Origin of the sequence: Promicromonospora sp. AC04, from assembly GCF_003058225.1 — a bacterium.
Classification (GTDB): Bacteria; Actinomycetota; Actinomycetes; order Actinomycetales; family Cellulomonadaceae; genus Promicromonospora.
Genome location: NZ_QBUG01000005.1, coordinates 322,525 through 345,160, shown reverse-complemented (window position 1 = coordinate 345,160; position 22,636 = coordinate 322,525). Strand labels below are relative to the sequence as shown.

Sequence of the window (22,636 nt, the reverse complement as noted above, 5' to 3'; positions counted from 1 at the left end):
AGCGCGAGCGGCGAACCTGACGGGCGTGGACCTACCCGCACCCGTGATCTGAGATGCACCAGGTGCGCCAACGATGGCGCACGGAGGAGGAACAGAGATGTCCAAGCGAACCACGATTTCCGAGCGAGCACTGACCCGCCGCGAGCTGATCGCGGGCGGCATGACACTGGGTGCGGCCAGCCTGCTGGCCGCGTGCGTGGGGACGACGACGGGCGGCGGTGGCGGCGGCGCGGCCACCACCGGCGCGGTCACCCTGCAGAACTCGGTCCAGGACGCGGAGCCCAAGGCCGCGCTCGAGGCCCTCGTCAAGGCGTACCAGGGCGACGAGGTCACGCTGAACTCGGTGGCGACCGAGCAGTTCCGGGCGCAGCTCACCAACTACCTGCGGTCCGGCGACGCACCCGAGGTGCTCAGCTGGTACGCCGGGTCCGTCGCGCGGTCCTACGCCGACGAGGGGCTGCTGCTCGACGTGTCCCCCCTGTGGCAGGGCGACGGCGTGTGCGCCGGGTACTCGGACGCGCTGCGCGGCCTGTCGACCGACGCCGCGGGCAAGCAGATCTTCGTGCCCACCAGCTACTACTGGTGGAGCGTCTTCTACAAGAAGTCGGCCTTCGAGAAGTGGGGCGTCGAGGCCCCGACGTCGTGGGACGAGTTCCACGCCCTGTGCGAGAACCTCAGCGGCCAGGGCATCGCCCCGCTGACCAACGGGCTGTCGTCGACGCCGTGGATGGCCTCGGGCTGGTTCGACTACCTGAACCTGCGCGTCAACGGTGCGCAGTACCACCGGGAGCTGCTGGCCGGCGAGCACGCGTTCAACGACCCGGAGGTCGTCGCCGTCATGGAGGAGTACAAGCGGCTCATCCCGTACTTCGACAAGAACGCGGCGTCCTACACCGCGCAGGACGCGGCCACGCCCGTCGCCCAGGACAAGTCGGCCATGTACCTCGTCGGCGCGTTCGTCACGTCCTACTTCCCCGAGGACCAGCGCGACGACCTCGACTTCTTCTCGGTCCCGGTGATCAACGACTCGGTGCCCATCGCCGAGGAGGCACCCACCGACGGCTACTTCGCGGCAGCCAACAGCGACAACCACCAGGGCGCCCTCGACCTGCTGTCCTACCTCGCCTCCACTCAGTCGCAGCAGCAGTACATCGAGCAGTCCGGCTCGGCGAACCTGCCCACGTCGCCCGACGTCGACACCTCGGGCCTCAGCCCGCTGGTGCAGAAGGGCATCGAGCTGCTGAACAACACCGAGGAGATCACGCAGTTCTTCAACCGCGACTCCTCCGACGCCCTGCAGGCCACCGCCGACACCGCGCTGACCAAGTTCCTCGCCGTGCCCGACTCCATGAAGAGCATCCTCGACGAGTGGCAGACGGCAGCCGAGGGGGTCTTCGCGTCGTGAGCGCGCAGACGTCTGCGCCCCGCCGCCGCTCCGGGCTCGCGCGCGTCCCGCTGCTCGTCTGGGTGTTCCTGCTGGTCCCGTTCGCGATCGAGCTGTTCTGGGTGTTCTGGCCCGCGGCCAACTCGTTCTCGCTCTCCCTGACCCGGTGGGACGGGATCACGCCGGCCGAGCCCATCGGCCTGCAGAACTTCCGCGACCTGGCCGCCGACCCGATCTTCCTCACCGCCCTGCGGAACAACGTGATCTGGGTGTTCGGGTTCGGCGGCCTGTCGGTGGTGGGCGGGCTCGTCCTCGCGGTCACCCTGAACAAGCCGGGCCCCCTCGTGGGCCTGTACCGCAGCGCCATCTACCTGCCCATGGTCGTCTCGCTCGCCGTCAGCGGCCTGTTCTGGCGCGTCATGTACGCGCCCGACGGGCCGATCAACGGCACGCTCGGCCTGCTCGGCCTCGAGTCCCTGGAACGCCAGTGGCTCGCCGACCCCGCCGTCGCGCTCGGCGCCGTGCTCATCGCCGCCGTCTGGCGCCAGGTCGGCTACATCATGGTGCTGTACCTGGCCGGCCTGAAGGGCACCGACCCCACGCTCGAGGAGGCCGCCGCCGTCGACGGCGCGAGCGCGTGGCAGCGGTTCTGGCGCATCGTCATGCCGCAGCTGCGCGGCGTGAACACCGTCGTCTTCGCCGTCACCGTCATCGACTCGCTGCGCACCTTCGACATCGTCTGGGCCATGACCCGGGGCGGCCCCTACAACGAGACCCAGCTCCTGAGCACCTACATGTTCCAGCAGGCGTTCACCACGGGGAACCTCGGCTACGCCTCGGCCATCGCCGTGGTCATCTTCGCCCTGGCGATCGGCTTCATCATCACCTACCTCGCCCGCCAGGCCCGGACGGAGGACTGACATGTCAGCACTCGCCACACCCGTCGCGGTCGGCACCGGGACCGGCGCCCGGCGCCGGCCCCGCCCCGCCCGCTCCCCGTGGCTGCACGTCACGATGATCCCGGTCACGCTCCTGTGGCTCAGCCCCATCGTGTTCGTCCTGTTCGTCGCCGTCCGCTCCTACGACGACATCGCCGGCCGCGGCCTCGGCGCCTTCCCGGCGTCGTTCAGCACCGAGGGCTTCGCCACCGCACTGACCGAGGGCGGGGTGCTCCTGGCCCTCGGGAACTCCGTGGTGGTCACCGCCTTCGCGGTCTTCGCGTCCCTGGCGCTGTCGTCCGTCGCCGCGTACGCGCTCAGCCGGTTCGCCATCCCCGGCCGCCGCACCATCCTGCTCACCATGCTCGCCGGGAACCTCCTGCCCCCGCAGATCCTGCTCGTCCCGGTCGCGTCCATCACCGAGGCCATCGGCATCGCCGACACCCGCACCGCCCTCGTCGTGGTCCAGGTCGGGTTCGGCATCGGCTTCTACACGTTCGTGCTGCACGGCTTCATGCGCAGCCTGCCCACCGAGGTCTTCGAGGCCGCACGGCTCGACGGCGCCGGCCCCGGCGGCATCTTCTGGCGCATAGTGCTGCCCCTGTCGCGGCCGTCGCTGGCGGCGCTCGCGGCGCTGGCCACCACGTGGATCTTCAACGACCTGATCTGGGCGATGACGGTGCTGCGCACCGAGTCGAAGTTCCCGATCACCGCCGCCCTGCTCAACCTGCAGGGCGGGTACGCGAGCGCGTGGAACGTGGTTGCGGCAGGCTCGTTGATAGCGGCCGTCCCGACGGCGATCGTGTTCTTCATGTTCCAGAAGCAGTTCGTGTCCGGACTTCTCGTGGGAGCCAACAAGTGACCTGGATACTCCCGACCCGGTCAGGCCGGTACGTCGTGGGCCTGGCGCCGCGCGGGGCCGGGCTGGTTGCCGTCGGCTGGGGGCCCGCCGCCGAGGAGGCGGCGGAGCCGGTGGCGGCGACGTCGTCGTTCGAGGCGGACCTGGACCTGCTGCCGCTGGAGGCGACGGCGCTCGGCACGCGCAGCGTGCACGGCGCCGAGCTGGTGGTCCGCCGCGCGGACGGCCTGCGGGGCGCGCGCCTCGCCCTTTCGGGGGAGGTCACGCTCACGCGGGACGACGACGGCGCGACGCACCTCGCCTGCCCGCTGGCCGACGACGTGCTCGGCCTGAGCGTGCGCCTGCACATCCGGACCCATCCGGGCCACGACGTCGTGGAGAAGTGGGCGGACCTGCGCAACGACTCCGCGCACCCGATCGAGCTGCTGCGGGCTTGGGGCGGGGCGTTCATGGTGCCCGTCGGTGCGGGCGAGGGCGCCGCCGCTGGCGTCGGTGCAGGTGCAGGTGCAGATGCCGGGCCGTCGGCGGAGCCGCGAAGGTCGATCGGGCTGCTGGGTGGCGCTTGGTCGCGGGAGTTCACGCCGTTCGACGCCGAGCTCGGCGCGGGCACGCTGAGCATCGGCAGCAGGCAGGGCATCACGTCGCACACGTACTCCCCGTTCGTCGCCGTAGTGCCGCGGGGCGGCGCCGGGGGCGGGCCGACTGGGGTTGGCACGAGCGGGTCCAGCGCCGCCGACCCGGGCGGGTCCAGCACTGCCGACCCGGGCGGGTCCAGCACTGCCGGCTCGGGTGTGGCCGGGGGTGGGCCCGGCGCCCGGTACGGCGTCGCGCTCGCCTGGAGCGGCTCGTGGCGCATGGCCCTGGACGCCGTCCCGTTCGCGAACCACGTCCGGATCTCTGCCGGCCCCGACGACGAGTCGGGCATCCTCACCCTCCAGCCCGGCGCCGGCCTGACCACCCCAACCCTGGCCGGGGTGCGCGTCGAGGGCGACGCCGACGACCTGGCGCAGGCCTGGCACACCTACCAGGCGACTCTTGCCCGGACGCGCGGCCCCGAGCACCGCCCGGTCGTCTACAACTCGTGGTTCGCCACGACGTTCGACGTCCGCGTGGAGCACCAGCTCCGGCTCGCGGAGGTCGCCGCCCAGGTGGGCGCCGAGGTCTTCGTCGTCGACGACGGCTGGTTCCGCGGGCGCACGAGCGACCGGGCGGCGCTGGGCGACTGGGAGGTGGACCTGAACCGGATCCCGGGCGGGCTCGGCCCGCTCGCCGACGGCGTCCGCAAGCTCGGCATGCGGTTCGGGCTGTGGGTCGAGCCGGAGGCCGTGAGCCCCGACAGCGACCTCTACCGCGCGCACCCCGACTGGGCGCACCAGGTGGCCGGCCGTCCGCTGGAGACGCTGCGCAACCAGTACGTCCTGAACCTGGGCCTGCCGGAGGTCGAGGAGTGGGTGCTCGGCACGCTGCGCCGGCTGCTGGGCGACACCGACATCACCTACCTCAAGTGGGACATGAACCGCTCGATCGCCGACGGCGGGCAGAGCGTGCTCGGTGGCGACGACTGGTCCTGGCTGCACACGCAGGCCTACTACCGGGTCCTCGACGCCCTGCGCGCCGAGTTCCCGCAGGTCACGGTGGAGGCGTGCGCGGGCGGCGGCGGTCGGATCGACCACGCGGTGCTCGCGCGGACCGACGTCGTCTGGCCCAGTGACGAGACCGGGCCGCGCGACCGCCTGGCGATCCAGCACGGGTTCCTGGGCGTGCTGCCCGCGTGGACCATGAGCTCCTGGGTCACCGACCTGCCCGACCAGCTCGATCGTGACCGGGCGAACGAGCCGGCGAGCCTCGAGTTCCGGTTCGTGGTCGCGATGGCCGGGGTGCTCGGCATCGGCGCCGACCTGCTGGCGTGGGACGCGGCGACGCGGGAGCGCGCGGCGTCGCTCGTCGAGCTGTACCGGTCGATCCGGCCCGTGGTGCACACCGGCAGGGTGCGGCGCCACGGGACGCCCGCGGACGTGGCATGCGCGGTGCAGTACACGGGCGCGGACACGGTGGTGGTGCTGGCGTGGCGGCGGCCCTCCGCCGACGGTCTCGCGGGCGGTGACTTCACGGTGCGCCTCGGCGACCTGGACCCGGAGGCCCGGTACCGCGTGCGCGGCGGGGACGACGCGGTCATCGGCACGCTCACCGGCACGCTCACCGGCAAGGAGCTCGGCAGCGAGGGCCTCGCCGTCGGATGGACCTGGCGGGACTGCGATGTCGTGATCCTGGACCTGGTGTGAGGATGCGGGGGTGACCGAACCGAGTGTGACCGAGCCCGGCGTGGGCGTAGCCCGGCCGTTGACCGTACGGACCGACCTGGCGCTCGGCGGGCGCTGGACCTCGCTCGCCACGCCCGAGCGCGAGTGGCTCTGGCGCAATCCGCGGATCCCCGACGCCGAGCGGGCCGCCGTCGTCCCGGGCGACTCGTTCGTCGACGCGGGCGGCGGCGAGGAGTGCTTCCCGACGCTCAACGGCCCGAGCGACCACGGTGAGGTGTGGTCGCGGCCATGGGCCGCCGACGGCGATGGCGCCGCCCGGGTCACGACGGGCGACCTCGCCCTCCGCCGTCACCTGACCGCGGACGACGGCGTCGTGCGCGCGAGCTACGCGATCGACGGCCCGCCTGGCGCGAGCGTGCTGCACGCGGTGCACCTGCTGCTCGACGTCGGGCCGGGTGCGCGCCTGGAGGTGCCCGGGCGACCGGACGTGCTGGTGGTCGAATGGCCGGAGCGGGGCGCGACGGCGTCGTCCACCTGGCCCGACGGCAGGGGAGTGCCCTTCGACGTCCTGGGCCCCGACGACGGGACCGCCCGCTGCGCCGTCGTGGCGACCGACCGGGTCGACATCGTGGACGGCGTCGACAGGCTCTCCCTCCGGTGGGGCGTCGAGCCGGGCTACGCGGCCCCGGTGGCGTTCGTGGTGTGGCGCAACCTCGGCGGCTGGCCGAAGGATGCGCCGTATCGCTCGATCGGCGTCGAGCCGCTGCTCGGCGCGGAGTCGAACCTCGACCGCGCCACCCTGGAGCAGCTTGCCCACCTGGACGACGCGGGCCGGATCGGCTGGTGGCTGGAGGCCCGAGCATCGCGGTGAGTCTTCTCAGAAGGGTGGGTTGTCGGGGCTGGTCGGGTTGGTGGGTTCGGTTGGTATGGCGCCTGGTTCGGTGGTGGCGTACTGCCGGGGTAGGCGTTGGCCGGTGAGGGCTTGCAGGGTGAGGTGGTGGCTGGTGTCGGGGTCGATCTGGTCGAGGTCGATGTGGGTGTCCAGGACGGTGGGTGGTCGGGTGTGGGTTCGTCCGGTGGGGGTGGTCCAGGTCGTGATCCCGGTGTGGGGGTCGCGGATGATGCCCCAGCCGGCGTGGGTCTTGAGCAGGTGATGCTTACGGCACAGCGGATGCAGGTTGAGGGCGCTGGTCTGCCCGCGCTCGCCCGTACCTGTACCCGTACTTGTACCTGTGCCTGTGTCGCCGGTGTCGGCCCGGTGGTGGTCGAAGGGTTCGATGTGGTCCAGGTCGCACCGGTTCGCTGGGGTGTCGCACGATCCGAACGTGCAGGTCTCGTCTCTTGCTTCGATTGCTGCGCGGAGCACCTTGCCGGGTTGGTAGGTGGTGGTGGAGTAGTCGGTCAGTACCCCGGTGATGGGGTCGGTGAGCAGGCGTTGCCAGGTCGCGTCGGTGGCGATCAGGCGGGCGGTGTCGGCGGGGATGGGTCCGTACCCGTCCAGGTTCCCGGGTGTGTCGTCCAGGCCGAGGAGCACGCTGGCCGGGACGGTGACTCGTACGACGGGCCGGGTCGGGGCGATCCGCACGACCTGCACGACCTCGCGCACCACCACCTCCTGGACCGGCGCCCGGCCACCACACGTGCACACCGGCACGTCCTGGTCAGTGCCGGTGGCCGCTGCGGTGTCGCTCTCCCTGCCGACGTCGCCCTCCCGGCTGGTGTCGCTCTCTCTGCCGACGTCGGCCTTGTGGGTGAAGCGGTCGGCGGGTAGGAGGCGGCCGGTGATGATGCCGGTCAGGGAGTCGGCGCGCAGCTGGCTCAGGGTGCGGTCCTCGCCCGTGACGTGTCGTAGCTGGTGGGCCATGTCGTCTACGACGCCCCATACTGCTGCGGCGTCGGTGGCGGGGAGGTAGGCTGTCAGCCAGCCCATGTCGTTCTCGGCCCGGTCCAGCTGTACCGAGCGTCGCTGTGCCTCGGCTTTCGCGGTTTCTCCGGCGCCGTGGCGGTCCTTGGCGAACGCGAGCATCCGGGCCTGCAACCACCGCCACGTGTGGCGGGGGGCCTGGGGCAGGTACTTTGCGATTGCCTCGGCCCGCTCGGCCAGGGTCAGCTGGGACGCGGACCGCAGCAGGGTGTGCGCCTTACGCACATCGATCCGGCCCGCGATCAGGGCCGTGATCACGCTCGGGTGCTGGGCACCGGACTCGGCCCGGACCACGACCTCGGTGGCTTCCGGCTCGGTCACCACCAGCTCGCTGGTGACCTGCCCGACCAGCGAGTTATGCGCCAGTGGGTGGCTCTCGCGGGCGGCGCGCTCGGCCACGATCCTCGCCTGCAGACCGGCGGCCCAGGACTGCAACCGCCCCGACGCGACCATCAGGTCGCCGAGTGCGTCGTCTGGAAGATCCTGCAGGAGGTCCCCGTCCGGGGTCGCGCCCGTGCCCGGGCCGATGCCGACTGCCTCCGCGACCACTCGCGCCAGCTGGGCGCCCGGCATACCCGACAGGGCCTGCCGCAGTGTCTCGACCGGCCACAGCACGACCGGCACGACCTCCGGCGGCCAGTCCGGCATCGAATCCAGCCAGACAGGCACCTCCGGCATCGAGTCCAGCCAAGCAGGCACCTCCGGCGACCAGTCCGGTCCGGCGGGTGCTTCCCACTCCCCGAACGGGATCGCCTCGTCGACCGGCGCACGGTCGGGCATGACGTCGTCGGACAGAGCTTCACGCATGTCAGCACACTCCTCACCGGGTATCTTGGATCAAGGCTAGTCATGCTCGCCATTGCTACGGACGTTTGTTCGACTCTACGGCCGGCCACCGACACCCGCCCGTTCTTCTGCCATCCGCGTAAGAGCCTGGGCGCGGGGGCGCCGGCCAGGCTGCCGAGGGCCCCTCGGCGCGATGAGCGCGCGCTGATCAGTGAGCTGTGGGGCGGGATGCCGATCGGTTCGCGAAGAACGCAAGCACCACCACGGCCGCCGCCAGCAGGAGCGACCACGTGACCTGGACCGAGCCCTGGATGACCTCGGTGACGTAGCTGATCACGGGCAGCGTGGACATGATCGCCATCGCGGCGACCGGACTCGTGCGCGTGAGCCCGATCTGCAGCAGCCACAGCGGCGCGACCACGCCGACCAGCGACAGCACGATCAGATGGGGCCAGTCGAGCGTCGGCGCACCGTTGCCTGCCCAGTGCCAGGCCACGCCCACGGCAGCGAGCAGGTACGTCAGGTGGTAGCGGCTCGCGAGGATGGCGCTCGGGCTGTGCCCGAGCCCCGAGAGTCGCACCGACTCCGTGGCGATCCCGGCCGCCCCCACGCCGGCGACGGCGGCCAGTGCTCCGCCGACGGCGAGGTCTACGAGCGTGGTCCCGGACGCACTGCGCACCAGGCAGAAAGCGACTCCCGCGCCGAGCACGGCAAGAGCGAGCCAGAGGTTGCCCTTGCGCCGGGTCAGCACCCAGGCGGCAAGCGGGCCCAGCGCGGTCTCGATCCCCGTGGTCACCGAGCCCGGCACGAAGGCCAGCGACACGTAGAAGCTCAGGAAGACGAGCGCAGTGAGCAGGTTGATCGGGACCGCCTCGCGCAGCGGCACCGAGCGGGTGCCCGGCGTCGTCGCGAGGCGAAGATTTGCGAGGCCGGCAGCCAGGAGAAACGCGACGAGCGTGTACCAGAGATTCTCGCCGAGCGAGCCGGACTCTCCCAGGAGCGCCGCCACCGTGCCCTGCAGGACGGTCGCGGCGAGGACGAAGAGCATGGCGCGCACGCTACTGGACCGTCAGGGCGTGAGAATCTCCACCTCGCCGGCCTCGAGCGCTGCGGCGATGTCGTCCGGCGGCCGGGTCTCGCAGATGAAGTAGTCGGCGCGGGCGAGGTCCGCGACCTTGGCGAACAGCCGGCGTCCGAGCTTGGTCGAGTCGGCGAGGACGGCGACCTTGCTCGCGTGGTCCATCATGGCCGCCATCATCGCGGCGTCGCCGAGGTTGCTGGTCGAGTACCCCGTGGTCGACACGGCGCCCACGGCGATCAGGGCGAGATCGGCCTGCACGGCGATCTGCTCGCCGTTCCCGTCGACCTGGAAGCTCACGGGACCGGTCGTCGTCTGGGTGATTGAGCGTACGGAGCCGCCGAACACGTAGAGGTCGCGGTACGCCTTCGGCGGGATCTCCGCGGGAACCCGGAGGTTGTTCGTGGCGATCGTCAGGTCGCGGTGGCCGCGCAGGTTGCGGGCGACCGCCAGATTGGTGGTGCCGCCGTTGAGCATCACCACCGACCCGTCCGAGACGATCTCGACAGCGCGCCGTGCGATCGCCTCCTTCTCCTCGACCTGCATGCGCAGCCGGACGTCGAGACCGCTGTCCTTCGGCGCCGTGGACGACACGCTCACCGCACCGCCGTGCGTGCGGATCAGCTGCCCCTCGATGTCGAGCTGGTCGAGGTCGCGGCGCACGGTGTCGATCGATACGTCGAAACGCTCGGCGAGCTGCGCGACGGTGACCTGGCCGTGCCGACCGACGTAGTCGGCGAGGGCGGCGCGCCGCCCCGCGGGCAGCTGGCGTGCCCGTTCTCCCGCGTCGTCGCCGATGGTCATGCGGAAATTTCTAGCATAGGACGGCACCTCCGCGCGACTTCGACCGCATGAAACGGCACGGCGAGAGCGGCAGGGTTGGCCGCCGTCGGCCACCGGAACCCCGCAATATCAAGGATGCGCATCGATGCTTGACCTCCTCGCGTGCTGCGGCTACTGTCTCAAAAGTTGCAGTAACGCGCAAAGAACAGCGCAGAACAGCAGAGATCGGAATGAGGAGTGAAATGAGCAACGAAGCTCAAGGCAGGCGACGCATCGTCCTGGTTGCCGGTGTCACCGCCGCCACGCTCGGACTGCTCGCCACCGCTGGATGCGGCGCAGGCGGAAGCGGCGACTCGGGCGGCGACGTGACCATCGAGTTCGCCCAGTGGTGGGAGCCCGAGCTGCCCGACGGTGAGTTCCAGGCCCTGATGGACGAGTTCGAGAAGCAGAACCCCGGCATCAAGGTCGAGCTGATCAGCGGCCCCTACGCCGCGACCAAGGAGCAGCTCTTCGCGGGCGCCGCCTCGGGCACGATGCCCGACGTCGTCGGCCTCGACGGGGCCTGGGTCAGCGACTTCGCGTCGCAGGGCGTCATCACGGACCTGACCGCCCTCATGGGCGATGTGGGGTACGACGACAGCGAGCTGGCCAGCCAGATCCAGGTCGACGGCTCCACCTACATGATCCCCGTCGTCAACTTCGTCTACCCCATGTTCACGAACGACGCCCTCCTGGCGGACGCCGGCGTGGACGCACCGCCGACGAACCGCACGGAGTTCGCGGATGCCGCCGCGGCGGTCACTGACCTGGGCGACAACACGAGCGGCTGGATCCTCCCGCTCTCGCTCGAGACCCCCAACGGCATCCAGAACGACGTCATGTCGTGGGCCTGGGCATCGGGCGGCACGATGCTCGCCGACGGCGGGCCCGACGTCACGAACGACGACGTCACGTCCGCGGTCGAGTACGTGCAGGGCATGTGGGACGACGGCGTCATCGCCCCCGGCTCCTTCACGATGAAGGAGCAGGACAAGGTCGAGGAGTTCACGAACGGTCGCGTCGGCATGATGATCGACTCGCTCGCGCACATCAACCTCATCCGCGAGGCCAACCCCGACCTCGAGTTCTCGATCTCGGCGGTCCCCGCCGAGGACGGCTACGAGGGCGAGCGCGGGATCCCCTACGCGTCCTGGGGCATCGGCGTGGCCGAGAGCTCGGAGCACCCGGAGGAGGCCTTCAAGCTGGTCGAGTTCCTGATGAGCCAGGAGACCAACGCGGAGCTGTCCTCGATCGCGGGCGCGTTCCCGGGCAACACGAAGTCGACGCCGGACTTCGTGGCCGACGACGAGCTCTTCGCCGAGGCGTTCGAGATCTACCAGGCGGGCTACCCCGCGAACGAGTTCACGGGCCTGCCCGTCGCCGAGCAGCTCATGCGCCTCTTCGGCGAGCAGCTCCAGGTCCTCCTGGACGGCGGACAGACGGTGGAGGAGATGCTGGAAAAGACCCAGGCTGCGTGGGAAGCCGAGTTCTAGGTCCCCAGCGATTTTGTGCCGTGCCGCGGTCCCGACCGCGGCACGGCACCCCACAGGAGGAGCAGCGAGCTATGCAAGACGTGATCGTCGCGCCCGCCCCGCCGGCAGCGACCCCTCAGCCACCGCGCAAGCGGAGGCCGTTCCGCAAGACCGCCGAACCGTTCGGCTTCCTGGCACCGACCCTGGTCCTGATGTTCGTGCTGATGGTCATCCCGGTCGTCCTCGTCGTCGGCTACTCGTTCATGGACAACGTGATCCTGACCAAGGAACCGGAGTTCGTCGGCGTCGACAACTTCGTCACGGTCCTGACCGACGGCGTGTTCCTGACCGCGATCCGCAACACCCTCTTCTTCACGATCAGCAGCGTCGTCGCGCACCTCGTGATCGGCCTCGGCTTCGCGATGCTGCTCAACAGCCCGCTGATCGGCACCGTCTCCCGCGCGATCTTCCGCGCCCTGTACATCCTTCCGTGGCTCTTCACCGCGGCAGTGATCGCGGTGCTGTGGCGGATGCTGCTCGCCCCCAACGGCGTCGTCAACTTCCTGCTGGACACCGACGTCGAATGGCTCGCCTCGCCGGCCCTCGCGCTCGGCACTGTCACGTTCATCAACATCTGGGCCGGCTACCCGTTCTTCATGGTGAGCCTCCTCGCGGGCCTCCAGGGCGTCCCGGCCCAGCTGCACGAGGCGGCGACGGTGGACGGAGCCAACGGCTGGCAGCGGTTCTGGAGCGTGACGATCCCCCAGCTCAGGCCGATCATCATCAGCCTGACGCTGCTCGATCTCATCTGGACCTCGCAGCAGTTCGCGCTGATCTGGATGACTACCGGCGGCGGACCCGTCAACGTGACCGAGATGCTCAGCACGTACACCTACAAGCTCGCGTTCAGCCGCTACGAGTTCGCGCTCGCCTCCACGAGCGCCGTGCTGGTGCTGCTCATGTCGATGGTGCTCGCGTTCTTCTACGTGCGGCACCAGAGGGCGGAGGACTGACATGCCCAAGACCAGGACCAGCACCCCGGCCGACGGCTCCGTACGCACCGCACCCCGGCCCAGGTCCAAGATCGAGCGCCGGCGATCGCGCCAGCGGGTCGGAGTGGTCATCGGCCTCGTCCTCGGGGCGATCTTCGCCGCGGCACCCGTGCTGTGGATGCTCGCGAGCTCGTTCAAGTCGAACACCGAGATCTTCGAGTTCCCGCCCCGGCTGATCACCGACAACTTCTCGTTCGACGCCTACACCGCGATCTTCAGCGATCCCGAGAAGGTGCAGTTCTTCGTCAACAGCTACGTGGTGTCGTTCTCGGTCACCACGCTCACGCTGCTGGTGGCGATCCACGCGGCCTACGCGTTCAGCAGGTTCGACTTTCCCGGCAAGAGGCCGATCAACATGGTGATCGTCAGCGTGCAGGCGGTCCCGCCGATCACGCTGCTGATCCCGTACTTCGGCATAGTGGTCGCGCTCGGCCTGTACAACACGTACCCCGGCCTGATCCTCACGTACATGGTGTTCACGCTCCCGTACGCGATCATCATGCTGACCGGCTACCTCAACACGATTCCCAAGGAGCTCGACGAGGCCGTCCGCATGGACGGCGCGGGATCGTTGACGGCCCTCTGGCGCGTGCTCGTGCCGGTCTCGGTGCCCGGGATCGTCTCCGTCGGCGTCTACACGTTCATGATCGCGTGGAACGAGTACCTCTTCGCGCTCACGCTGACCCGCACGCAGGACATGCGCACGGTCCCCATCGGCATCCAGCTGCTCATGGGCCAGCACTCGTACGAGTGGAACGAGATCATGGCGATGAGCATCCTCGGGTCGGTCCCCGTGCTCGTCCTCTTCCTCTTCTTCCAGCGCTACTTCATCAGCGGCCTTACCTCCGGATCAGTGAAGAGCTGACCGGCTCACCGACCCACCCTCAAGACATCGGAGAAAAAGAGAGTGCTCATCAACGGTAAAGCCCTGCTCGACGTCGCCAACGCGAACAACTTCGCGGTCCCGGCGTTCAACATCAGCGACTGGGCCATGTTCACCGGAATCATGGACATCAGCGAGGAGCTCCAGGCTCCCGTCATCATCGCGATCCATCCCGACGAGGTGAGCCACGTGACGACGGACCTGATCCAGGCCATCCGCTCGCGTGCGCACCGCTCGTCGGTGCCCGTCGTCATCCATTGGGACCACGGCGGCACCTACGAGCAGATGCTCGTCGCGATCCAGGCCGGCTTCACGTCGGTGATGATCGACGCCTCGCTGCTGCCGTTCGAGGAGAACGTGGCGCTCACCAAGAAGGTCGTCGACGCCGCCCACGTCGTGGGTGTCTCGGTGGAGGGCGAGCTCGGCACGATCGGCGCCAACGACAGCTACGGCGAGGCCGGCGCCGCCGAGATCACCTACACCGACCCGGCCGACGCCCTGCGCTTCGTGCAGGAGACCGGCGTCGACAGCCTCGCCGTCGCGATCGGCACGTCGCACGGCCTCTACCCGGCCGAGAAGAGCCCCGAGCTCAAGCTCGACCTGCTGCGCGAGATCAAGGGCGTGGTCGGCATCCCCCTGGTGCTGCACGGCGGTTCGGCGAACCCGGACGAGGAGATCGGCCAGGCCGTCAAGCTCGGCGTCAACAAGATCAACATCTCGAGCGACATCAAGGTGGCCTATCACGAGCGGATGCGCGAGGTCCTCGGGACCGACCGCAAGCTGCGTGAGCCCAACGCGATCCAGCCTGAGCCGATCGCCGCCCTGAAGGTCACCGCCGCCCAGAAGATCCACCTCTTCGACGCCGCGGGCCAGGCCACCCTCTACTGACCGCTACTGATACTGAGAAAGCCGTACATGAGCGCCTCGATCGTGCTGGGACTCGGCGGGACCGTCGACTACGAGCTCGCCTGGGACGCCGAGGTGCTCGCGTCGCTCGCCGCACACCACGGGATCGTGGCATCCGAGCTGGATGCCACGATCCCCGTGGTCGACGAGCGCAGCCTCGTCGTCTCGATTCTCGGGTACCTGAAGGACGGCGTCGGCGGGGAACGCTTCGTCACGAGGTCCGAGATCCTCGACGCCTTCGCCGCCCGGTTCGACACCCGGGTGACCTTGGGCGGCACGTGCGTGCGGGCGGCGATCGCCATGCGCTCGCTCGGCGTCGACTCGCTCGTGCACCTGGTCAGCATCGACGACCACGTGCGCCGGCTGCTGCCCGACGGCGTCTCGTACGTGTGCAGCGCCGACGCGGACTCGACAGATGCGCACCTGATCGTCCAGTACCCGGCGGGCGCGGCGATCCGCGTGGGCGACACGAAGGTCGTCACCGAGCACCCGAACCGCCTGATCTACGTCAACGACAGGCCCAACCGCGAGCTCGTGCTGAGCGACGAGCTCGACACGATTGTGCCGGATGCCAGGGTGTTCCTGGTGTCGGGGTTCAACACGATCCAGGACCCTGACCTGCTCGAGGACCGCCTCCGCCACATCGAGCGACTTCTCGGCACGGTCCCGGCCGGCGGGGTCTCGATCTTCGAGGACGCCGGCTATCACGAGCCGGCGTTCAGCCTCCGCGTACGCGAGGTGATGGCCTCCGCCGTGGACGTGTACTCGCTCAACGAGGACGAGCTGTTCGCCTACCTCGGCCGCCGGTTCGATCTCCTCGACGCCGATGCCGTCGAGCAGGCCCTGCGCGACATCGCGGCACTGATCCCGGCACCCTGCCTCGTCATCCACACGAAGCACTGGGCACTGGCCCTGGGCGAGCGCGGCCAGGAGCTCGCCGAAGCGGTCCGTGGCGGCATCCTGATGGCGAGCACGCGCTATCTCGTGGGCGATGGCCAGACGGCCCAGGACTACGCCCGCACCGCCGCGATGGATCCCCCCGAGCGCGGCATCGCCTTCGCGCGCGAGCTCGAGCGGCGGTTCGGTGCCCGGCTCGCCTGCCGGCCCGCTCTCGCCCTGACGACGCCGACGCCGACCACCATCGGGCTCGGCGACTCCTTCGTCGGCGGCTTCATCGCGGTCCTGGCCGCGGGCGGGGAATCCCAGCCCGGCAAAAACCTTCCACTGTAAGAATTCTTGAGTACGATCGGACGCGGCCGCGACGGAGTGGCCGAGGAGACGTCAGGTCGAACGAAGGGGTTCCCATGCCAACGACATCCGTGCAGCTGTACTCGGTCCGAGACGCGGTTGCTGAAGACCTGGACGGCGCCGTCGCGCGCCTGGCCGAGATCGGGCTCGAACAGGTGGAGCCGTACGCCTTTCACGAGCGCACCGAGGAGTACCAGCGGGCGTTCGCGGCGGCGGGCGTGACCGCGCCGTCGGGCCACGCGCCCGTGATCACCTCGGACGGTCCCGAGGCGATCTTCGACGCGGCGGCCACGCTGGGGATCGCCACCGTGATCGACCCGTACATCCCGGCCGAGCACTGGCAGACGGCGGAGCAGGTGGCCGAGCTCGCCGAGCGCGTGAACCATCTCGCGACCCTGGCCGCCGAGCGCGGCCTGGAGTTCGGCTATCACAACCACAGCTGGGAGCTGAGCACCCGGATCGAGGGCAGGCACGCGCTGGAGGTGTTCGTCGGGTATCTGGCGCCGGAGGTGGTGCTTGAGGTCGACACCTACTGGACGGGGGTCGGCGGCGCCGATACCCCGGCGCTGCTCGCCACGCTCGGTGACCGCGTGCGCCTGATCCACGTCAAGGACGGCACGCTCGACGGCGACGTGAGCAAGCAGCAGCCGGCCGGCTCCGGGGAGGCGGGCGTGGGCGCCGTCCTGGCCGCCGCGCCGCAGGCGACCCGCGTCATCGAGTTCGACGCGTACGCCGGGGACGTGTTCGACGGGATCGCGCAGTCGCTGGCCTGGCTGAAGGAGAACGACCGATGACGGCCGCCACGAACCGGTCGCGGGCAGCGGGTGTCGGCATCATCGGCGCGGGCAACATCTCGACCCAGTACCTGGAGAACCTGACCCGGTTCGCCGACGTCGAGGTCCGGTTCGTCGCCGACCTCGACCTGCCGCGCGCCGCCGCCCAGGCGGAGGCGTACGGCGTGCCCGCCTCGGGCAGCGTGGACGAGCTGCTGGCCCGCGAGGACGTCGAGGTGGTCGTGAACCTCACCGTCCCGGCCGTGCACACCGACGTCGGGCACCGCATCCTGGCCGCCGGGAAGCACGTGTGGAGCGAGAAGCCCCTCGCGCTGGACCGGGACGCGGCGGCCGCGCTGCTGGCGGACGCCGAGGCGCGCGGCCTGCGGGTCGCCTGCGCGCCGGACACGGTGCTGGGCGCGGGCATCCAGACCGCGCTGCGGGCGATCGCGCGCGGCGACATCGGGGAGCCCCTGACCGCGACCACGATGTTCCACGTGCCCGGACCGGAGTCGTGGCACCCGAGCCCCGACTTCCTGTTCGCGCTCGGCGGGGGCCCGCTGTTCGACATGGGTCCCTACTACGTGACCACGCTCGTGCACGTCTTCGGCGCCGCGACCCGGGTCCAGGCGGTGGCCTCCACCTCCCGCCAGACCCGCACGATCGGGAGCGGCCCCCGGGCCGGCGAGGTGTTCGACGTGCAGGTGCCGACGCACCACGCCGCGCTGATCGAGTTCGGCGAGGGACGCTCGGCGCAGTCGACGTTCTCGTTCCAGCATGCCCTGCCCCGAAACGGGTTCGTGGAGGTCAACGGCACCGACGGCACCATCGTCCTGCCGGACCCGAACACGTTCGACGGCGACTCGGCCCTGTGGCGGTACGGGCAGGACGAGCCGACGGCGCTCCCCGCCAAGGGTGCCGAGTCCGGGCGCGGCGCCGGCGTCGTCGACCTGGTGCGCTCGATCCGCGACGGCGGCACCGAGCGCGCTTCGGGCGCGGTGGCAGCGCACGTCCTGGACATCCTGCTCGGTGTGCGGGACGCCGCCGCGGCCGGGCAGCCGGTGGAGATCGCGTCGGCCGTCGGGCCGGTCGCACCGCTGCCGGAGGGCTGGGACCCGGCCGTCTCGACCGCCGGGTAGTCATGGCCCGACGGAGGCTTCCTGCCCGGTGCCGGGTGATCCGGCACCGGGCAGGAGCCGTTCCAGCAGCTCCAGGGACCGGCGGACGTCGACGGCGTCGGGCTGGAGCAGCCACTGGAGCTGCAGGCCGTCCGAGGCGGCGGCGACCAGCGCGGCGGCGTCGTCGGGGTCGACGTCGGCCGCTATCGCACCCGAGCGCTGTCCGGCCCGGACCCGCTCCGCCAGGTCGGCGCGCACCCGCCGGAACCGCGCCTGGACGAACTCGCGCGTCGCCGGGTGCTGCTGCCCCTGCAGCGCATCCGTGGTCAGCGTCGCGTACAGCTCCACGAGTCCCGGGATCGAGCGGTTCCGCTCCGCGCTCTGCTCCATCATCACCACCGCCGACACCTCCTCGGGCGTGGACCGCTCGCGCGCCTGGACCTCGTGCACCTTGGCCTCGTGTGCCCGGTAGACCTCGACGAGCAGCTCGTCGCGGTTGGCGAAGTAGTAGCGCAGCGCGGCGTGCGAGACGCCGATCGCCTCGCCGATGGCGCGCAGCGAGGCGCCCGCACCGCGCTCGGCGAACAGCTCCATGGCGCGCAGCAGGATCTGCGCGCGTCGCTCCGGGCCCTTCCGGTACGACCGCTCGTGGGATCCCGCATCGCCGTTGGCCATGGGTGCATCGTACGAAGCGACGTCGAGCGCGGAGTGTGGGGCAGGACACGGAATGCGGTGCCCATATGCGAGGTTGGCGAGCATATGACTACCTTCGGGATCATCGGAGCAGGAAACATCGGTCGTCAGGTCGCGCGCGTGGCGCTCGCCCAGGGCAACGAGGTGGTGATCGCCAACTCGCGCGGTCCCGAGACCCTCGCGGACCTGATCGAGGAGCTGGGGCCCAAGGCCCGGGCGGCGACGGCCGAGGAGGCCGCCGCGGCAGCCGACGTCGCGGTCGTGGCCGTGCCGCTGAAGGCCTACCGCGACGTCCCGGTCGACCCGCTGGCGGGAAAGATCGTGCTCGACGCGAACAACTACTACTGGGAGCGTGACGGTCACATCGAGGCGCTCGACCGCGGCGAGGAGACCACCTCCGGCCTGCTGCAGAAGCACCTGCCCACCTCGCAGGTGGTCAAGGCGTTCAACCACATCGTCGCCGCCACCATCACGACCGACGGCTCCCCGGCCGGGACGGCGAACCGCCGGGCTCTGGCGACCGCGAGCGACTACCCGGAGGCCGTCGAGTTCGTCACAGCGTTCTACGACGCGGCCGGCTTCGACACCGTCAGCGCGGGTCCGCTCAGCGAGTCCTGGCGCGTCGAGCGCGACCGGCCCGCCTATGTGGTCCGGCAGAACGCCGAGGAGCTCCGCGCCAACTTGGCACTGGCGCAGCGCGTCATCTGAGCCGCACGGAGGCTGGAGGCGTTCGGGGCTATGTCCCGAACGCCTCCAGCGCGACGGGCTCCCATTCGCGCCACGTGCGCAGGCGTTCGGCGTAGATCTGCTCGACGGCGGCCAGCGGCGGGTCCCGGTGGCCGAGCTGGCTGACGAGGAGTGGGTAGTCGGCAAGGGCCTGCGCGGCGAACCGCAGTTCGGGGCGTGGCCCACCCTCCTCGAACCGAAGGTTGCGCACGCAGCGCGCGAGTGGCACGCCCGGCTCGGCCTGGTCGCCGCTGGGCTCGGCATCACCACTCTGCCCGAGATCGCCGCCCCCGCTCTCCCCGCCGACGTCGTGACCGTCGGCGTGGACGACCCGGCCTGGCTCGGCCGCGCGGCGGTCGCGATCACGCGGCCCGAGCGGCCCCAGCGGCCCCAGCGTCCCGCGAGCGTTGACGCGGTGGTGGCGGTGCTGCGCCAGGTGGCGCGGGAGCTTGGCTGACCGCGTTCCGTTAATCTCGTGGCATGCCGACGACCAGCCCGGACGACCCCTGGTCCGCCGTCGCCGACGACTGGGGACGGTACTGGGGCGACTTCGCTCGGCCCGCGTGGGAGCCGCTGCTGCGCACCGCGGGGATCGGCCCCGGGACGCGGGTGCTCGACGTCGGCTGCGGCACCGGCGAGCTGCTCGAACACCTGCAGGAGCTGGGCGCCCGGCCCAGCGGTGTCGACCCCGCGCCCCGGATGGTCGAGCTCGCGCGGGCGCGCGCCGTCGGCGTCGACGTGCGGCCCGGCGACTTCGAGCGGCTCCCGTTCGACGACGGCGCCTTCGACGCGCTGCTCGCCGTGAACGCGTTCCAGTTCGCCGAGGACCAGGCGGACGCGCTGGCCGAGGCCGGCCGCGTGCTGGCGCCGGGCGGCGTCGTCGGCCTGGCCGGGTGGGCCGAACGCGCGCGGAACGACCTGGACGCGATCAACAGCGCGCTCGCCGCGGCCGACGACGACGAGCCGCCCGAGGACGGCCCGCTGCGCCTCGAGGGCGGGCTCGCCGAGGTCCTGCGCGGCGCCGGCTGGGAGGTGCTCGACGGCGGCGTCGTGCCCGTGCCGTGGACCGCCCGCAACGACACCGATCTGGTGCGCGGGATCCTCTTCGGGGAGGATGCCTCGACCGTCGCCGACCTCGCGCCCGTCGTGGTCGAGGCGGCGGCCTCCTTCCGCACGCCGGACGGCAGCTACCGGCTCATGAACGCCTTTCGCTGGGCGGTGGCGCGCCGGCCGGAGCTCTGATCTGGAGCGCTGACCTGGAGCGCTGACTACGAACCGGCGGTTCCTCTTGCCGAGCGGACCGCCGCGGTCTTGGGGTAGCTGCCCGGGACCCGCGGGCCGGCGGGGAACTCGAACAGGTCGATCATGAGCAGCAGGGGGTAGGCCAGGACCTGGGCCGACGCCCAGACCGGCTCGCCGTCCACGAACAGCCGGACGCCGGTGGCGTCCCACTCGGCCGCGTAGGCGTGCGGGGTGGTGGCATCGATCGGAAGCCCGACGTCGGCCAGGTCGGTCTCCAGCCGCGGGTCGTGGTGGGCCTTGATGCCGAGCCGGACCGTCGAACCCTCCGGGCCCACCCGGTCGCCGAAGAGCTCTGCCAGGCAGATCTCGCCGGAGTCCCGCGGCGAGCTCTCCTCGAACCCGACGAGCCACACCCCCACCATGCAGGTGGGGTCGGGCGAGGCGCTCACGACCACCTCCACCTCGCCGGACGACGGCGTCCACAGCCGCCGCGCCGGCGTCGCGGTCCGGACGACCAGCCCGTCCGGCCGGTGCCGGTGCTGGCCTCGCGTGCCGCCGACCGGGCCGGCCCAGCTACCGGTCTGGAGGTTCGAGACCCGCATCTCGCCGTCCTCGGGCCGCCACGCGGGCTGGTCGTGGTCGATCCGCAGCCGCAGGCCGTCGGCGCCGACGTCGTACCGGGCTGCGGACCGCTCCGGCGTCGTCCAGTGCGGCAGGTAGTGGGCCACCCAACGCTCGGGGTCGAGCGCGGGACCCTCGAACGTGTCGTGGAGCTCGCCGTCGCGCACTGCTCAGGCCTCGTGCGCGCGGCCCGCGACGTCGACGACCACCTTGCCGAGGGCGTGGCCCTCGCCGTGGAAGGCCAGGGCCTCGGGCACCTCGTCGAGCGGGAACGTGCGGTCGATGTGGATGTCGATCTCGCCGGCCAGGCACTGCCGGGCCAGCGGCTCGAAGTGCTTCGGGCCCAGGCGCACGGCCATGACCTGGATCCGGCGCCCGGACAGCAGGCCCGCGACCGTGCCGACGGTCAGGATCTCCAGCAGCGTCCGCACGGGCCCGCCGACGCACAGGAACCGGCCGCCGGGCGCCAGCGCGCGGCGGTAGGCGAACACCGACCGGTGGGCGACGAGGTCGAGCACCAGGTCGTACGGGCCGGTCCGGGTGTAGTCCTCGCTGCGGTAGTCGAGCACGTCGTCGGCGCCGAGGGACCGCATGTAGTCGAGCTTGCCCGCGTTGTCCACGCCGGTCACGTGGGCCCCGGCGAGCTTGGCGAGCTGGATCGCGAACGATCCCGAACCGCCGCCCGCGCCGTTGATCAGGACCCGCCGGCCGGGGCCCGCGCTCGCCGTCCCCTGGAGTGCGATCGGGGCCGCCTGCGGCAGGGTCGACGCCTCGGCGAACGTCAGCGCCGCCGGCTTGTGCGCGAGCACCGACTCGGCCGCCACGGCGTACTGGGCGAAGCCGCCCATCAGGGCGAGGTTGTCGCCGTACACCGCGTCGCCGGGCCGGAACCGGGTGACCTCGGGGCCGACTGCCGCGACCCGGCCCGCGATGTCCGAGCCCAGCACCCGTCGGCTCGGCCTGCGGAGCCCGCCGAACCGCGCGTAGAACGGCGTCCCGTGCAGGCCCTCCCAGTCGGACAGGTTGATCGACGTCGCGATGACCTCGACCAGCACCTGGTTCCGGCCAGGGGACGGCGCCGGCACCTCCTCGACCCGCAGCACCTCCGGCGGCCCGTACTCGTCGTAGACGACTGCCCGCATCCCGATCTCCCGTCAATGCGTCCGTGCTCGGTGGGCCTTCCGCTGCCAGACGTGCAGGTCGCCGCGGGTGGGCTGCACGGCTGACACGTCGGGCCGGTGTGGTGCCAGGTCTACACGGCCGGGGCAGGGGCGACAAGCGTTTCGTGTCCTCGATGGTGTCCTGAGCGGGCCGGGCCGCCGCGTTTCGGGGCCGCGCCCCGGCCGCCCAGGGTGAGTTCATGAGTGACCTGCGCGACGAGACCACCGGCGACGGCGCCTGACGGGATGTCGACCGCACCGAACCAAGATCTGCCGATCACGCGGGTGCCCGGGGTGCGGGGGCTGGTGTGGAGGTCGCTGTTCGGCTTCGCCGGCTACGCGCTCCTGCTGCCGACGGCGTGACGCCGACCCGCAAGCTCCACCTCCACCCCCTTGACGCCGACCCGCAAGCCAGCCGTCTGGCGCGCTGTCGAGCCGAAGCTTGATGGTCCACTTGGGCGCTGATTGGTCAGTTCGTTGCGGCTCGGCGACTGGCTGGACCCGTAGGTTGCGGTTCGCGACGGCTCGGCGACTGGCTGGACCCGTAGGTTGCGGTTCGCGATGGCCTGTCACTCGGCCGCTTGACGTCTTGTTTGGCTCGGTGCCACACTGGCCGCCATCACAGGAAACGTTTCCAGTCTGTACGCACTCGCGAATTGGAAACGTTTCCAGTCCGAACCGGAACCGCCA

The 22,636-nt window shown here is 70.9% G+C and carries 21 protein-coding genes; 15 read left to right on the top strand and 6 right to left on the bottom strand.

Features of this window, described 5'->3' with window-relative positions; genetic code table 11:
• Positions 1-97: 97 nt before the first annotated feature.
• From C8K30_RS15645 to C8K30_RS15625, 5 genes are read left to right on the top strand one after another with little or no spacing between them, the layout of a single operon-like run.
• Positions 98-1,405 (top strand): ABC transporter substrate-binding protein, encoded by a 1,308-nt coding sequence (locus C8K30_RS15645; RefSeq protein ID WP_233257200.1) that lies wholly within the window; start codon positions 98-100, stop codon positions 1,403-1,405.
• Positions 1,402-2,304, top strand: coding sequence for a carbohydrate ABC transporter permease (locus C8K30_RS15640; RefSeq protein WP_108493819.1), 903 nt, complete (start codon positions 1,402-1,404; stop codon positions 2,302-2,304). Before C8K30_RS15645 ends, C8K30_RS15640 begins: the two co-directional genes overlap by 4 nt.
• Before the next feature lies 1 nt (position 2,305).
• Positions 2,306-3,184 (top strand): carbohydrate ABC transporter permease, encoded by an 879-nt coding sequence (locus C8K30_RS15635; RefSeq protein WP_108493818.1) that lies wholly within the window; start codon positions 2,306-2,308, stop codon positions 3,182-3,184.
• A complete protein-coding gene (locus tag C8K30_RS15630) occupies positions 3,181-5,463 on the top strand; it encodes an alpha-galactosidase (RefSeq protein ID WP_158281025.1) in 2,283 nt (760 codons plus the stop codon). The genes C8K30_RS15635 and C8K30_RS15630 overlap by 4 nt, the downstream gene beginning before the upstream one ends.
• A 10-nt stretch (positions 5,464-5,473) precedes the next feature.
• On the top strand, positions 5,474-6,313 hold the full coding sequence (locus tag C8K30_RS15625; protein WP_108493816.1) for a hypothetical protein: 840 nt from the start codon (positions 5,474-5,476) through the stop codon (positions 6,311-6,313).
• A 6-nt stretch (positions 6,314-6,319) separates the two neighbouring features.
• On the opposite strand, the gene C8K30_RS15620 is transcribed toward C8K30_RS15625, so the two are convergent.
• The 3 genes from C8K30_RS15620 to C8K30_RS15610 all read right to left on the bottom strand — a co-directional run bounded on the left by C8K30_RS15620 (position 6,320) and on the right by C8K30_RS15610 (position 10,034).
• Positions 6,320-8,173: an HNH endonuclease signature motif containing protein gene (locus C8K30_RS15620; protein ID WP_233257199.1), complete on the bottom strand. Its 1,854-nt coding sequence runs from the start codon at positions 8,171-8,173 to the stop codon at positions 6,320-6,322.
• Between the two features lie 187 nt (positions 8,174-8,360).
• Positions 8,361-9,200 carry an EamA family transporter gene (locus C8K30_RS15615; RefSeq protein WP_146197498.1) on the bottom strand — a complete coding sequence of 280 codons (840 nt, stop codon included), beginning with the start codon at positions 9,198-9,200 and terminating at the stop codon, positions 8,361-8,363.
• A gap of 21 nt (positions 9,201-9,221) precedes the next feature.
• Positions 9,222-10,034: a DeoR/GlpR family DNA-binding transcription regulator gene (locus tag C8K30_RS15610; protein ID WP_108493814.1), complete on the bottom strand. Its 813-nt coding sequence runs from the start codon at positions 10,032-10,034 to the stop codon at positions 9,222-9,224.
• Between the two features lie 221 nt (positions 10,035-10,255).
• Here C8K30_RS15610 and C8K30_RS15605 point away from each other — a divergent pair, with 221 nt between their 5' ends.
• The 7 genes from C8K30_RS15605 (at position 10,256) to C8K30_RS15575 (ending at position 17,525) form a co-directional block, all read left to right on the top strand.
• Positions 10,256-11,545 carry a sugar ABC transporter substrate-binding protein gene (locus C8K30_RS15605; protein ID WP_108493813.1) on the top strand — a complete coding sequence of 430 codons (1,290 nt, stop codon included), beginning with the start codon at positions 10,256-10,258 and terminating at the stop codon, positions 11,543-11,545.
• Positions 11,546-11,616: 71 nt separating this feature from the next.
• The gene (locus C8K30_RS15600; protein ID WP_108493812.1) at positions 11,617-12,537 is read left to right on the top strand and encodes a carbohydrate ABC transporter permease; all 921 of its coding nucleotides are present in this window, start codon (positions 11,617-11,619) and stop codon (positions 12,535-12,537) included.
• A 1-nt stretch (position 12,538) separates the two neighbouring features.
• Positions 12,539-13,441 (top strand): carbohydrate ABC transporter permease, encoded by a 903-nt coding sequence (locus tag C8K30_RS15595; RefSeq protein WP_108493811.1) that lies wholly within the window; start codon positions 12,539-12,541, stop codon positions 13,439-13,441.
• Between the two features lie 42 nt (positions 13,442-13,483).
• Positions 13,484-14,347, top strand: a complete 864-nt coding sequence (locus C8K30_RS15590) for a ketose-bisphosphate aldolase (protein ID WP_108493810.1) — start codon at positions 13,484-13,486, stop codon at positions 14,345-14,347.
• Positions 14,348-14,374: 27 nt separating this feature from the next.
• The gene (locus C8K30_RS15585) at positions 14,375-15,595 is read left to right on the top strand and encodes an ADP-dependent glucokinase/phosphofructokinase (protein ID WP_108493809.1); all 1,221 of its coding nucleotides are present in this window, start codon (positions 14,375-14,377) and stop codon (positions 15,593-15,595) included.
• 74 nt (positions 15,596-15,669) lie between these two features.
• Positions 15,670-16,407: a sugar phosphate isomerase/epimerase gene (locus C8K30_RS15580; RefSeq protein ID WP_199230506.1), complete on the top strand. Its 738-nt coding sequence runs from the start codon at positions 15,670-15,672 to the stop codon at positions 16,405-16,407.
• Positions 16,404-17,525: a Gfo/Idh/MocA family protein gene (locus tag C8K30_RS15575; protein ID WP_108493807.1), complete on the top strand. Its 1,122-nt coding sequence runs from the start codon at positions 16,404-16,406 to the stop codon at positions 17,523-17,525. Before C8K30_RS15580 ends, C8K30_RS15575 begins: the two co-directional genes overlap by 4 nt.
• Here C8K30_RS15575 and C8K30_RS15570 read toward each other — a convergent pair whose 3' ends face one another.
• Positions 17,526-18,179 carry a TetR/AcrR family transcriptional regulator gene (locus tag C8K30_RS15570; RefSeq protein ID WP_108493806.1) on the bottom strand — a complete coding sequence of 218 codons (654 nt, stop codon included), beginning with the start codon at positions 18,177-18,179 and terminating at the stop codon, positions 17,526-17,528.
• Here C8K30_RS15570 and C8K30_RS15565 point away from each other — a divergent pair.
• The 3 genes from C8K30_RS15565 to C8K30_RS15555 all read left to right on the top strand — a co-directional run bounded on the left by C8K30_RS15565 (position 18,153) and on the right by C8K30_RS15555 (position 20,165).
• Entirely contained in the window at positions 18,153-18,905 is a 753-nt protein-coding gene (locus C8K30_RS15565; RefSeq protein ID WP_255415722.1) for an NADPH-dependent F420 reductase, read from the top strand. The genes C8K30_RS15570 and C8K30_RS15565 overlap by 27 nt on opposite strands.
• A 127-nt stretch (positions 18,906-19,032) precedes the next feature.
• Positions 19,033-19,380, top strand: coding sequence for a LysR substrate-binding domain-containing protein (locus C8K30_RS31265; protein ID WP_233257198.1), 348 nt, complete (start codon positions 19,033-19,035; stop codon positions 19,378-19,380).
• Between the two features lie 23 nt (positions 19,381-19,403).
• A complete protein-coding gene (locus C8K30_RS15555; protein ID WP_108493804.1) occupies positions 19,404-20,165 on the top strand; it encodes a class I SAM-dependent methyltransferase in 762 nt (253 codons plus the stop codon).
• Between the two features lie 26 nt (positions 20,166-20,191).
• On the opposite strand, the gene C8K30_RS15550 is transcribed toward C8K30_RS15555, so the two are convergent.
• Positions 20,192-20,953, bottom strand: a complete 762-nt coding sequence (locus C8K30_RS15550; protein WP_108493803.1) for a glycoside hydrolase family 16 protein — start codon at positions 20,951-20,953, stop codon at positions 20,192-20,194.
• 3 nt (positions 20,954-20,956) lie between these two features.
• Complete coding sequence (locus C8K30_RS15545) at positions 20,957-21,928, bottom strand: NAD(P)-dependent alcohol dehydrogenase (RefSeq protein ID WP_108493802.1); 972 nt, start codon at positions 21,926-21,928, stop codon at positions 20,957-20,959.
• Positions 21,929-22,636: the final 708 nt, after the last annotated feature.

Bases quoted from the DNA above. Each gene is read 5' to 3' on its own strand.
- C8K30_RS15570 (WP_108493806.1), bottom strand. From the start codon at position 18,179: ATGGCCAACGGCGATGCGGGATCCCACGAGCGGTCGTACCGGAAGGGC.
- C8K30_RS15610 (WP_108493814.1), bottom strand. From the start codon at position 10,034: ATGACCATCGGCGACGACGCGGGAGAACGGGCACGCCAGCTGCCCGCG.
- C8K30_RS15585 (WP_108493809.1), top strand. From the start codon at position 14,375: ATGAGCGCCTCGATCGTGCTGGGACTCGGCGGGACCGTCGACTACGAG.
- C8K30_RS15620 (WP_233257199.1), bottom strand. From the start codon at position 8,173: ATGCGTGAAGCTCTGTCCGACGACGTCATGCCCGACCGTGCGCCGGTC.
- C8K30_RS15605 (WP_108493813.1), top strand. From the start codon at position 10,256: ATGAGCAACGAAGCTCAAGGCAGGCGACGCATCGTCCTGGTTGCCGGT.
- C8K30_RS15555 (WP_108493804.1), top strand. From the start codon at position 19,404: ATGCCGACGACCAGCCCGGACGACCCCTGGTCCGCCGTCGCCGACGAC.
- C8K30_RS15545 (WP_108493802.1), bottom strand. From the start codon at position 21,928: ATGCGGGCAGTCGTCTACGACGAGTACGGGCCGCCGGAGGTGCTGCGG.
- C8K30_RS15615 (WP_146197498.1), bottom strand. From the start codon at position 9,200: ATGCTCTTCGTCCTCGCCGCGACCGTCCTGCAGGGCACGGTGGCGGCG.
- C8K30_RS15645 (WP_233257200.1), top strand. From the start codon at position 98: ATGTCCAAGCGAACCACGATTTCCGAGCGAGCACTGACCCGCCGCGAG.
- C8K30_RS15635 (WP_108493818.1), top strand. From the start codon at position 2,306: ATGTCAGCACTCGCCACACCCGTCGCGGTCGGCACCGGGACCGGCGCC.
- C8K30_RS15600 (WP_108493812.1), top strand. From the start codon at position 11,617: ATGCAAGACGTGATCGTCGCGCCCGCCCCGCCGGCAGCGACCCCTCAG.
- C8K30_RS15575 (WP_108493807.1), top strand. From the start codon at position 16,404: ATGACGGCCGCCACGAACCGGTCGCGGGCAGCGGGTGTCGGCATCATC.
- C8K30_RS15580 (WP_199230506.1), top strand. From the start codon at position 15,670: ATGCCAACGACATCCGTGCAGCTGTACTCGGTCCGAGACGCGGTTGCT.
- C8K30_RS15595 (WP_108493811.1), top strand. From the start codon at position 12,539: ATGCCCAAGACCAGGACCAGCACCCCGGCCGACGGCTCCGTACGCACC.